Annotated in this window: 8 protein-coding genes and 1 pseudogene; 3 read left to right on the plus strand and 6 right to left on the minus strand. The window is 75.3% G+C overall.

What is annotated here, in order from left to right; genetic code table 11:
• Nucleotides 1-124: 124 nt before the first annotated feature.
• The 3 genes from ABT106_RS28255 to ABT106_RS28265 all read right to left on the minus strand — a co-directional run bounded on the left by ABT106_RS28255 (nt 125) and on the right by ABT106_RS28265 (nt 2024).
• Nucleotides 125-379 (minus strand): hypothetical protein, encoded by a 255-nt coding sequence (locus ABT106_RS28255; RefSeq protein WP_351282838.1) that lies wholly within the window; start codon nt 377-379, stop codon nt 125-127.
• 311 nt (nt 380-690) lie between these two features.
• Nucleotides 691-1602 carry an NmrA family NAD(P)-binding protein gene (locus ABT106_RS28260; protein WP_351282840.1) on the minus strand — a complete coding sequence of 304 codons (912 nt, stop codon included), beginning with the start codon at nt 1600-1602 and terminating at the stop codon, nt 691-693.
• The gene (locus ABT106_RS28265) at nt 1599-2024 is read right to left on the minus strand and encodes a nuclear transport factor 2 family protein (RefSeq protein WP_351282842.1); all 426 of its coding nucleotides are present in this window, start codon (nt 2022-2024) and stop codon (nt 1599-1601) included. Before ABT106_RS28265 ends, ABT106_RS28260 begins: the two co-directional genes overlap by 4 nt.
• A gap of 93 nt (nt 2025-2117) precedes the next feature.
• On the opposite strand from ABT106_RS28265, the gene ABT106_RS28270 reads away from it, so the two are divergent.
• The gene (locus tag ABT106_RS28270; protein ID WP_351282845.1) at nt 2118-2711 is read left to right on the plus strand and encodes a TetR/AcrR family transcriptional regulator; all 594 of its coding nucleotides are present in this window, start codon (nt 2118-2120) and stop codon (nt 2709-2711) included.
• A gap of 10 nt (nt 2712-2721) precedes the next feature.
• Here the strand turns inward: ABT106_RS28270 and ABT106_RS28275 are convergent, their stop codons facing one another.
• Entirely contained in the window at nt 2722-3963 is a 1242-nt protein-coding gene (locus tag ABT106_RS28275; RefSeq protein WP_351282848.1) for a PP2C family protein-serine/threonine phosphatase, read from the minus strand.
• A gap of 285 nt (nt 3964-4248) precedes the next feature.
• On the opposite strand from ABT106_RS28275, the gene ABT106_RS28280 reads away from it, so the two are divergent.
• Together ABT106_RS28280 and ABT106_RS28285 are read left to right on the plus strand one after the other, a co-directional pair.
• Nucleotides 4249-8340: a Pls/PosA family non-ribosomal peptide synthetase gene (locus ABT106_RS28280; RefSeq protein WP_351282850.1), complete on the plus strand. Its 4092-nt coding sequence runs from the start codon at nt 4249-4251 to the stop codon at nt 8338-8340.
• Between the two features lie 143 nt (nt 8341-8483).
• The gene (locus ABT106_RS28285; protein ID WP_351282852.1) at nt 8484-9896 is read left to right on the plus strand and encodes a M1 family metallopeptidase; all 1413 of its coding nucleotides are present in this window, start codon (nt 8484-8486) and stop codon (nt 9894-9896) included.
• Between the two features lie 33 nt (nt 9897-9929).
• On the opposite strand, the gene ABT106_RS28290 is transcribed toward ABT106_RS28285, so the two are convergent.
• Nucleotides 9930-10724 carry an LppU/SCO3897 family protein gene (locus tag ABT106_RS28290; RefSeq protein ID WP_351282855.1) on the minus strand — a complete coding sequence of 265 codons (795 nt, stop codon included), beginning with the start codon at nt 10722-10724 and terminating at the stop codon, nt 9930-9932.
• A gap of 155 nt (nt 10725-10879) precedes the next feature.
• Nucleotides 10880-11062, minus strand: a pseudogene (locus tag ABT106_RS28295) (sigma-70 family RNA polymerase sigma factor); the annotation flags it as partial.

Consider the following 11062-nt stretch of genomic DNA (forward strand, 5'->3'; position numbering starts at 1 on the left):
AAAACACCCCCCATCTACCCCCCCCCCTTGGGGGCCCCCGGCCGCCCCGGGGGGGGGGGGGGGGCCCCCGGGGGCGGGGGCGGGCCCCGGGGGGCCCCCCCCACCGCGCGTTCAGAGGGCCGGGTCAGTGGCCACCCCAGCCGTGGCCTCCTCCGTATCCGTAGTCATCGTCGTCGTCGTCCCAGCCGCTGTTGTCGTACCAGCCGCCGTGGCCGCCGTAGTCGTCATCGTCACCGCAGCCGCCGCCGTTGAGGTAACTGACGGCAGCTGTGGGAGTCGCCGCCGAGGCCGTGCCTGCCGTGCCGAGCGCCACGCCACCAGCCATGAGGAGACCGGCGGCGGAGACCACGAAAAGACGCTTCGCTCTCTGTGCATGCATGGAATAGCCCTTCCTTCCACCCTCCCGAGCACCTCTCCGGGGCATGAGGGGGCGGCCGCGGCCGCAGACGAAATGTGCGGCGCGGGTCGTGTGCGGTGCCGCGTTGCGTGCGAGTGGAGGCACGCATCCCCCGTGGCGCGGCCGTGGGCCACGCGCGTTCGGAGGCGGGTCGCGGAACCTCGGTTCCCGGATTGCGGGAACCTCGGCAACCGCGGGCGTGCTCCGCAATCGCGGCTCTCACTCACAAAGGCTAGTCGCGCCCGTGGAAGTCGGCACCTCGGGGCCCGCGGGCCCTGCATCGGGGCGGGCCGTCACCGTGCCTGACTGCTTGTCAATTCCCTTTCGGCGAAGGCGCGGAAGCTTCCAGGCGGGCGCCCCGTCAGGCGCTGGACGGTGTCGGTGGTGCGGTCCTCGGCGCCCTCGGCGATCGACCGGTCCAGGCCGGCGAGCATCGCGGCGAAGCCGTCGGGCATGTCGGCCGCCAGGCGCCGGCGCATCTGCTCGTACGAGAGCCGCTGGTGGGTGACGGTCCGGCCGGTGACCTCGGACAGGACGGCGGCGACGTCGTCGTAGCTCAACGCCTGCGGCCCGGTGAGGACCAGGTCGGTGTCCGGTGCCCGCGCGGCCGTCAGCGCGTGGACGGCGACGGCGGCGATGTCGTCGGCGTCGACGAAGCCGACGCGGCCCGCGCCGGCCGCCGTGCGGATGGTGCCGTCCGCGCGGACGGTCCGGGCGTGGGCGTGGTCCCCGGTGAAGTTCTGCATGAACCACGAGGGGCGCAGGACCGCCCAGTGGGGGAACAGTCCGGGCAGGGCCTGGTGCACCTGCCCCACGGCGGGCCCGCCGGCGGGGATCGCCGAGGAGCTGAGCAGCACCGCGCGGGTGACGCCGGCGGCGCGGGCCCGCTCGAGGAACGGCAGCATGACGGCCGCCGGGTGCGGGGATCCGGCCGGCGGGACGAGGTAGACGCGGTCCACCGCGTCGAGGGCGCCCGCGTGGGACGCGGGGTCGTCCCAGTCGAACCGCACGGGCAGGGCGCCGGCCACGGGGGTGGCGCGCCGGCCCGCGGCCCTGACGCGCCGGCCCGCGGCGGCCAGCCGGGCGGCGACCCGGCTCCCGGTGGTGCCGGTGGCCCCGATGACCAGGGTGAACCTCTCGGCAGAGGCGGAGGCAGAGGCAGAGGCCGAAGCCGAGGGCGCGGACCCCGAGGTGGAGGCGGTCATCGGACGCTCCCGGCGAAGTGGGTGGCGGGGTCCTGGAGGGCGAGCGGGTTCCAGTAGTCGCGGTAGTGGGTGATGAGGCCGTCCTCGACGGTGACGACGGCGATGTAGGACATGTCGAAGGGGCCGCCGGTTTCCACGAGGCGGCCCACGCCGCGCATCTCCACCACGATGGTCCGCGGGGCGAGGGTCTGGTGGATCTCGACGTGCGGGAAGGCGTGGAGGTCTATGTGCTCGGGGTAGCCGCGCAGGTACGCGGCGACGGCCGCCCGGCCCTCCAGCCGCTGCGGCCAGCCTTCCGGGGCGAAGGGGAACTCGAGGATCCCGTCCTCGTGCCACAGGTCGATCCAGCCGGGGATGTTCTTGTCCAGCAGGAGCCGCAGGCCGCGGCGGTACACGTCCGCGGGCGCGGTGTTCGTGGTCATGGAATGCTCCCTCCCGTACGATACGGACCGTCGGTCCGTTTCATGGGACCGACCATACGGACCCGTGGTCCGTTTAGCAATCGGAGGTACCGCATGACCGAACGCAAGCCGCGTGCGGACGCCGCCCGCAACCGGGAGGCCGTCCTCGCGGCCGCCGACGCGCTGTTCGCCCGCTGCGAGAGCCCCGCGGCCGTCACCATGGCCGACATCGCCGCCGCCGCGGGCGTCGGCAAGGCGACGCTCTTCCGCGGCTTCGGCGACCGTACGGGCCTGATCCACGCGCTGTACGAGGCGCGGCTCGCACCCGTCAGACGTGCGGCGGAGGAGGGACCGCCGCCCCTGGGGCCCTCCACTCCGCCGTCCGAGCGGGTACCGGCCCTCCTCGACGCGGTCCTGTGCTTCAAGCTCGACCACCGCCACCTGGCGCTGGCTCTGGAGGGCACCGGCGGCGACAGCCCCTACGCCGCCGGGCACTACGCCCTCTGGCACGGCACGCTCCGTGACGCGCTCGACCGCGTTCCGGGCCTGGCCGACAGCGACTTCACCGCGCACGCCCTGCTCGCCGCCACCCGCGCCGACCTGGTCGAACACCTCGTCGGCCACGAGGGTCGGACGCGCGAGGAGATCCGGGCGCGCCTGGCGGCGTTCACCGCCAGGGTCCTGCACGTCCCGGCTCCGCCGCGCTGAACGCCCCGGCTCACTCCCCGGCGGGCGGCGCGGGCGGCCCTGGCGGCGCCGGAGGTGCGGCGGGCGGCGCGGGGGCCGGCCGGGGACGGAGCCGGGCGGCGAGCACCGCGACGTCGTCCTCGGCGTGCGCCGCGTCGAGGTCCCGGCACACGGCGTCCACCACCTCGGCCGGCGCCGCCCCGGCGGGCATCCGCAGGGCGGCGAGCCGGGCCAGCGAGGCGTCGATGTCCTCGCCCCGGCGTTCGACCAGCCCGTCCGTGTACAGCACCAGCGTGTGGTCGGCCGCGATCGGCCGGGTGTAGGCGTCGTACCCCCCGAACCCCGTGCCCAGCGGCGGACCCACGGGTACGTCCAGCAACTCGCCCCGGCCGTCCCCGGTGAAGACGGCGGGCGGCAGATGTCCCGCGCTGGCGTAGTCGGCCTTGCCGCGGGCCGGGTCGATCCGTACGAGCAGGCACGTCGCCGGGCGCCGGGTCCCGTCGGCCGCGGCCAGGGCGTCCAGCCGGCCCAGCACCCGGTGCGGTGCGAGATCGGTGGCGGCGACCTCGCGCAGGGTGGCGCGGTAGGCGTTCATGTCCACGGCGGCGTCCAATCCGTGTCCCATGACGTCGCCGATCACGAGCAGGGTGCGGCCGAAGTGCAGGCGCACGGTCTCGAACCAGTCCCCGCCCACGAGGGCCCGCGCACCGGCGGGCAGGTACCGGCTGGCGATCTCCACGTTCGGGTGCGGACGCCCCGGTTCGGCGACCAGGGCCCGCTGGAGTTCCAGGGCCGTCCGCTCGGTCGCCGCCAGCCGCCTCGCGTGCCCGACCTGGATGCCCGCGATCTTCGCCGCGAAGAGCAGCGCGGCCGTCTCGTGGCGGCCGAACCCCTCGCGGGCCCGCACGGCGAGGAGCGTTCCGTGGACCTCGCCCCGGCCGGTCAGGGGCACCGAGACGCAGTACGCGCTCCCGCCGCCGGCGGTGCGCCCGGTCCACACCCGCGCGGAACGGCCCGTGCCCGCGGCCGCCGCTCCGTCCGGGTCCGCGGGCGGCGGGTCCACCGGCAGCAGGTCGCGGGCGCCGACCAGGGCCACGCGGCCGACGCCCGGGCCGGGGACGACCAGGTCCACGGCGACGGCGTCGCACAGCGTGCGGAACACGAAACCGGCCAGCTCCCGGCAGGTCTCCCGCTCGTCGTCGGACGTCCCGATCCGTTCGAGCGCCTCTTCCGCGGCGCGCAGGCGCCCCTCCAGCCCGTTCGGCTCCGCCACGACGCCCTCGTCACCCCGTTCCTCCGTCCGGCCCGCTGAGGAAGGCATTCCACCAGCCGCCGCCCGTTTCGCGGAGCGATGCGCCGCGTGTCCCCGCCCGCGTACACCGTCGGACCGCAGGCGACGGCATACCGTTCCCTCCCGGCCACCGGCAAGACTTCAACCGGAAGATTCTTGATGGCGCACTAGACTGACGGGTTGTTTGGCGATGAACCGGAACAACCTGGGCAGACCCGGGCTCCGACGGCGACCCGGACCGACTCCGGGAACGAGACGCGAGGGCCGATGGCAGCCACACCAGAGCGCGGTGAACCCGCCCTGCTCGACAGCGTGGAAACGCACGGGGTCGACCGTACGGACACGGACACCCTGGGGGCCGACGGCGCGCAGACGCCCGGGCCCGACCGCCGAGAACTGCCCGACGCCGTACCTACGCGGGCGCCCGACCCCGTACACACGAGGGCGCCCGACGCCGGCCGTACGCGGCCGGGGACGGCGCAGCCGCACGAGGAGTCCGGCAAGTCCGCCCGCTTCTGGGCCGGGCCCGCCGCCCCGCCGCGCACCCTCGTCGACGTCTTCGAGGACTCCGTGCGGTGCCACCCCGACGAGCCGGCCCTCGACGACGGCACCGAGCAGCTGACCTACCGGGCGCTCGCCGTCGAGGTCGAGCGCCGCCGGCGCGCCCTGGCGGCCGCCGGGGTCCGGCTCGGCGACCGGGTCGGCGTCCGCGTGCCGTCCGGGACGAACGAGCTGTACACGGCGGTCCTCGCCGTCCTCGCCGCGGGCGCCGCCTACGTGCCGGTCGACGCCGAGGACCCGGACGAGCGGGCCGAGCTGGTCTTCGGCGAGGCCGGGGTACGGGCGGTGCTGGGCGCCGCGGGCCGCATCGACGTCACCGCCCCCGCGGACGCCACCGCCCCGGCTCCCGTCCCCGTCCCCGCCGTGGACGCGCGGCCCGGGCCCGGGCACGACGCCTGGATCATCTTCACCTCCGGCTCCACCGGCAAGCCCAAGGGCGTCGCCGTCAGCCACCGCAGCGCCGCCGCCTTCGTGGACGCCGAGGCCGCCCTGTTCCTCGCCGAGGAGCCGATCGGCCCCGGCGACCGGGTCATGGCGGGCCTCTCCGTCGCCTTCGACGCCTCCTGCGAGGAGATGTGGCTGGCCTGGCGCCACGGCGCCTGCCTGGTGCCCGTACCCCGCGCGCAGGTGCGCAGCGGCGCCGACCTCGGCCCCTGGCTCGTGGACCAGGAGATCACCGTGGTCTCCACCGTGCCGACCCTGGCCGCCCTGTGGGAGCCCGATGACCTCGGCGAGGTCCGGCTGCTGATCTTCGGCGGCGAAGCCTGCCCGCCCGAGCTGACCCAGCGCCTGGTCACCGAGGGCCGCGAGGTCTGGAACACCTACGGCCCCACCGAGGCCACCGTCGTCGCCTGCGCCTCGCTCCTCACCGGCGAGGAACCGATCAGGATCGGCCTCCCGCTGAACGGCTGGGAGCTGGCCGTGGTCGACGAGTCCGGCGAACCGGTACCGATGGGAGGCAGCGGCCAGCTCGTGATCGGCGGCGTCGGCCTCGCCCGCTACCTCGACCCCGCCAAGGACGCCGAGAAGTACGCCCCGCTGGAATCCCTCGGCTGGGAGCGCGCCTACCGCAGCGGCGACCTGGTCCGCGCGGAACCGGAAGGGCTGGTCTTCCTCGGCCGCGGCGACGAGCAGATCAAGCTCGGCGGCCGCCGGATCGAGCTGGGCGAGGTGGACGCCGCCCTGCAGTCCCTGCCCGGCGTCGCCGGCGCGGCGGCCGCCGTCCGTACGGCCCGCAGCGGCAACCAGCTGCTCGTCGGCTACCTCGTCACCCAGGAGGGCTGGGACCACGCGGCGGCCGTGACGCGACTGCGCGCCGAACTGCCCGCGGCCCTCGTGCCGCTGCTCGCCCCCGTCGCCGAGCTGCCGACCCGTACCTCCGGCAAGGTGGACCGGGACGCGCTGCCCTGGCCGCTGCCCGACCTGGAGACCACCGGCCCCACCGAGCAGCTGTACGGCACCGAGGCCTGGCTCGCCGAGCAGTGGAGCGAGACCCTCGGCGTGGCCGTCACGGGCCCCGCCGACGACTTCTTCGCCATCGGCGGCAGCAGCCTCGCCGCCGCCCAGCTCACCACCCGGCTGCGCACCCGCTACCCGAGCGCGGCCGTCCTCGACATCTACCAGCAGCCCACCCTGCGCAAGCTGGCCCGGCGGCTGGAGAAGTCCGTACAGGACGACGGCGCCGCCCGGACCGTCGCGCCCGTACCGCTGCGGTCCCAGGTGGTGCAGTCGCTCCTGCTGCTCCCGCTGTACACCCTGGTCGGCCTGCGCTGGACCGTGGCGCTGCTGGCCCTCGGCAACGTCCTGCACACGTTCGGGGCCTACCCCTGGGCGCCGACCGCCTCCTGGTGGCTGGTCGCCGCCGGCGCGGCGCTGCTGTACAGCCCGCCCGGCCGCCTCGCCATCGCGGCCGGCGGCGCCCGCCTGCTGCTGCGCGGGGTGAAGGCGGGACGCCACCCGCGCGGGGGAAGCGTCCACCTGCGGCTGTGGACGGCCGAGCGACTGGCCGAGTGCGTCCGCGCGACCTCCCTCACCGGCTCCTGGCTGGAGCGCTACGCCCGCGCGCTGGGCGCCAAGGTCGGCCCCGAGGTGGACCTGCACTCGCTGCCGCCGGTCACGGGCATGCTCAAGCTCGGCCGCGGCTGCGCGGTGGAGTCCGAGGTGGACCTCTCCGGGCACTGGCTCGACGGGGACCGGCTCGTGATCGGCCCCGTCAAGGTCGGCGCCGGCGCGGTGGTCGGTACCCGCGGCATCCTCTTCCCCGGCGCGCGCGTCGGCAAGCGGGCCGAGGTGGCCCCCGGCTCCGCCGTCGTCGGACAGGTGCCGACCGGCCAGCGCTGGGCCGGGGCACCGGCCGGCAAGCTCGGCAAGGCCAAGCACAACTGGCCCGACGGACGGCCGCCGCGGCCGCTCCACTGGCGCGCCGTGTACGGGGTGACGGGCTTCTGCCTCACCTCCCTGCCCGTGCTCGCCGCCCTGCCCGCCCTGCTCGTGGTGAGCCGGTTCGTGCCCGCCGGAGCCGGGCTCGGCGTGGCCCTGCGCGGAGCGCTGCTCGCCGTCGTGCCCGGGGCGCTCGCCTTCGGGCTCGCGTACGCGCTGCTGCTGCTGGTCTCCGTACGCCTGCTCAGCCTCGGGCTGCGCACGGGGGTCCACCCCACGCACAGCCGGATCGGCTGGCAGGCCTGGACCGTCACCCAGCTGATGGACCTGTCCCGGGAGACCCTCTTCCCGCTGTATGCCGGCCTGATCACCCCGGTGTGGCTCCGGCTGCTCGGCATGAAGATCGGCCGGGGTGCGGAGGTGTCGACCGTGCTCGCGCTGCCGAGCCTGACCACCGTCGGCGAGGGGGCGTTCCTCGCCGACGACACCCTGACCGCCCCCTACGAACTGGGCGGAGGCTGGATGCGGATCGGACACTCCGAGATCGGCCGCCGCGCGTTCCTCGGCAACTCCGGGATGACCGCGCCGGGCCGCAGCGTGCCCGACGGCGGGCTGGTCGGCGTCCTGTCCGCGACTCCGAAGAAGGCCAAGAAGGGCAGCTCGTACCTGGGCCTGCCGCCGGTGCGGCTGCCGCGCTCCGCCGCGGACTCCGACCAGAGCCGCACCTACGACCCGCCCGCGCGGCTGCTGTGGGCGCGCGGCCTGGTGGAGCTGTGCCGGCTCGTCCCGGTGTTCTGCTCGGCCGCGCTGGCCGTCCTGACGGCGGCGGCGCTCTGCGCGCTCATCACGGCGGGCCCGGGCAGCTGGGTGACCGCCCTGCTGTCCGGGGCGGTTCTGCTGGCCGCGGGCTTCGCCGCGTGCGGGGTCTCGGTGGCCGCGAAGTGGCTGCTGGTGGGACGGCACCGGGCCGGGGAGCACCCGCTGTGGAGCGGCTTCGTGTGGCGCAACGAACTCGCCGACACCTTCGTCGAGGTCCTGGCCGTGCCGTGGCTGGTCGGAGCGGTGCCCGGCACCCCCCTGCTGGCCCTGTGGCTGCGCGGGCTCGGGGGACGGATCGGCCGGGGCGTCTGGTGCGAGAGCTACTGGCTGCCCGAAACGGACCTGGTCGAGCTGGGCGACGCGGTCAGCGTGAACCGGGGCTGTGTGCTCCAGACGCACCTCTTCCACGACCGGATCTTGAGGACGGATACTGTGGTCCTCCGCGAGGGCGCCACCCTGGGCCCGGGCGGAATCGTCCTGCCCGGGAGTACCATCGGGGCCCGCAGCACCCTGGGTCCCGCCTCTCTCGTGATGGCCGGGGAATCCGTCCCCGCCGACACCCGCTGGCTGGGCAATCCGATCGAGGCGTGGCGGTCCTGAAGGGCGGCCCCGGGGCGGTCCCGGACCCGTTCCGGTACGGCCCGGGCCCCGCACCCGGGCGGCCGGCGGAGTCCGGGCACGGCAGCGGCGACCAGGGCACACCGGCACGACGTACGAGCACAGCGCAGGGAGCGGAAGCGGCAGTGAGCGGCCAGAAGACAGCGGCATCGGACCCGTATTTTCCGGCCAACGGCGACCCCCGTTACCGCGTGCACCGGTACGAACTCGCTCTGGAGTACCGGCCCGGCCCCAACCGGCTCGCCGGCACGGCCCGGCTCAGTGCCATCGCCGGCCGGGCGCCGCTCATCGAGTTCCACCTCAACCTGGCCGAGTTCAGGGTCGGCCGGGTCCTGGTGAACGGCCGGGCCCCGCACTACGCCCACCGGGGCGGCAAGCTCCGCGTCCGGCCCGCCAAGCCACTGCCCGCCGGCGCCGCCTTCACCGTGGAGGTGCAGTGGGCGGGCAACCCCAAGCCCGTGCGCAGCCCGTGGGGCGGCATCGGCTGGGAGGAACTCACCGACGGCGCGCTGGTGGCCAGCCAGCCGGTCGGCGCGCCCTCCTGGTACCCGTGCAACGACCGGCCCGCGGACAAGGCGTCGTACCAGATCTCGGTCAACACGCCGTCCCCCTACACCGTGGTGGCGGGCGGCCGGCTGCTCACCCGCACCACGCGGGCCAGCACGACCACCTGGGTGTACGAGCAGTCCGCGCCGACCTCCAGCTACCTGGTCGGTCTGTCCATCGGCCTGTACCAGACGGTGCTGCTCGGCGAGCCGGGGCTCGGCGGGGTGCCGCAGAGCGGCCACGTCCCGGCGCACCTGCTGCCCCGCTTCTCGCGCGACTTCGCCCGCCAGCCCGCCATGATGCGGCTGTTCGAGGAGATCTTCGGCCCCTACCCCTTCGGGGAGTACGCCGTCGTCGTCGCCGACGAGGAGCTCGACGTCCCGGTCGAAGCCCAGGGGCTCTCCCTGTTCGGCGCCAACCACGTCGACGGCGTCCGCGGCTCGGAGCGGCTGATCGCCCACGAGCTCGCGCACCAGTGGTTCGGCAACAGCGTGACCATCGCCGACTGGCGCCACATCTGGCTGAACGAGGGGTTCGCGAAGTACGCGGAGTGGCTCTGGTCGGAGCGCTCGGGCAGCCGCACCGCCCACGAGCTGGCGTCCACCGCCCACCGGCTGCTGTCCCTCCAGCCCCAGGACCTGCGGCTGGCGGACCCGGGCCGCAAGCTGATGTTCGACGACCGGCTCTACCAGCGCGGCGGCCTCACGGTGCACGCGGTCCGCTGCGCGCTGGGCGACGAGGCGTTCTTCCGCATGCTGCGCGAGTGGGCCACCGTGCACCGCCACGGCGTGGTGACCACCGCCGGATTCACCGCCCACGTGTCCCGCTACGCGGCCGAGCCGATGGACGACCTGTTCGCCGCCTGGCTGTACGAGCCGGCCCTGCCACCGCTCCCGCCCCCGCCCTCGGCAGCCCCCGCGCTGCCCCGGATACCGGCGCGACCCGGCTACCCGCCGACCCCCGGCGGCCCGCCGGGTTCCCGCCGGGTGTGACGGGCGGCTGGGGACCGGGCCGCGGGGTGGTGGTCAGCGGGCGTACGAGCCCAGGCCGATCAGGCAGTACACGTACTGGTTGATGACGGATCCGTTGAGGGTGTAGCGGTAGGAGAAGGCGTACTCCGTCTTCGGGTTGTCGTCGCAGCGGCTCATGTCGGAGGTCATCGGGATGCTCTCGATGACCCGGTAGTGCGCGTCGGAGGCCGAGCACGCGACCTCCTCGACGTTGTCGACGCGCTGCGCCGTCGTCGAGTCCGGCAGGGTGCCGTTGAGGCAGGTGCCCTTGTCGAACGGGGTCGGGGGCGGGGCGGCCGGGGTGGTGGCCGCGGGCTCGGGCGAGAGGCCGTCGGGAGCGGCGGAGGGGGTGGTGGACGGGTACGTCGGCCAGGGGCTCGCCGACGGGGTGGGCGTCGCGGAAGCGGCGGCCCGGCCGGTGTCGGTGTCGGCGTCGTTGTCGTTCCCGAACAGGACGAAGCCGACGAGCACGGCCGCGACGAGTCCGACCGCCACCAGGCAGCCGGCCCGGCCGGAGCGGGCCGGGGCCGGTGGGGCCGCCGGGGCCGCCGGCGGCCGTGCTGCCGGAACGGAGGCCACCCAGGGGGACGCCGCCACGGGCGGGGGTGGCGGCGGGGCCGGGGGCGTGGGGCGGGACACCCTGATCCGCAGCAGGACCTCCTGGTCGCCCAGACGCGTCCGGACCAGCTCGCCGTCCCGGCAGGACGGGACGCGCAGGCGGGCGGGCCCCGTGGACAGGGTGACCGGCAGGATCACCCCGTGGGCGGCCTGTTCGGGGGTGAGCGTGAGGTCGATCTCCTGAGACGACACGGCTGCTCCTGGAGATGGGGGGCGTGAGCCACCGGACAGACGTCCACGCAGTGTGCCGGGCCCTCGTCCGCGGACGCAGGCATTCCGTCAGCGGGAGGGGCGGGGAACGGGGGCTGGGCCGCCCGCCGTTCCCCGCCCGCGTCACGCTCGGGGGGTCAGGCGACCGAGGCCACGAGCGCTGCGCCCGGTGTCGTCCGGTCGGGCTGGCGGCCGTGGGGGAGGGGACGTGTCGTGGGTGTCGTGGGTGTGGTGTCGGTGAGGAGGGTGATGAGGGTGGTGCGGGCGCGGGCTACGCGGGAGCGGACGGTGCCGATGGGGCAGTTGATGGTGGTGGCGGC

The sequence above is a fragment of the Streptomyces sp. NPDC002044 genome, assembly GCF_040296725.1.
GTDB classification, from domain to species: Bacteria; Actinomycetota; Actinomycetes; order Streptomycetales; family Streptomycetaceae; genus Streptomyces; species Streptomyces antarcticus.

What these genes read in the sequence shown, in the direction of transcription:
- ABT106_RS28255 (WP_351282838.1), bottom strand. Translation starts at nt 379, where the DNA reads ATGCATGCACAGAGAGCGAAGCGTCTTTTCGTGGTCTCCGCCGCCGGT.
- ABT106_RS28260 (WP_351282840.1), bottom strand. Translation starts at nt 1,602, where the DNA reads ATGACCGCCTCCACCTCGGGGTCCGCGCCCTCGGCTTCGGCCTCTGCC.
- ABT106_RS28265 (WP_351282842.1), bottom strand. Translation starts at nt 2,024, where the DNA reads ATGACCACGAACACCGCGCCCGCGGACGTGTACCGCCGCGGCCTGCGG.
- ABT106_RS28270 (WP_351282845.1), top strand. Translation starts at nt 2,118, where the DNA reads ATGACCGAACGCAAGCCGCGTGCGGACGCCGCCCGCAACCGGGAGGCC.
- ABT106_RS28280 (WP_351282850.1), top strand. Translation starts at nt 4,249, where the DNA reads ATGGCAGCCACACCAGAGCGCGGTGAACCCGCCCTGCTCGACAGCGTG.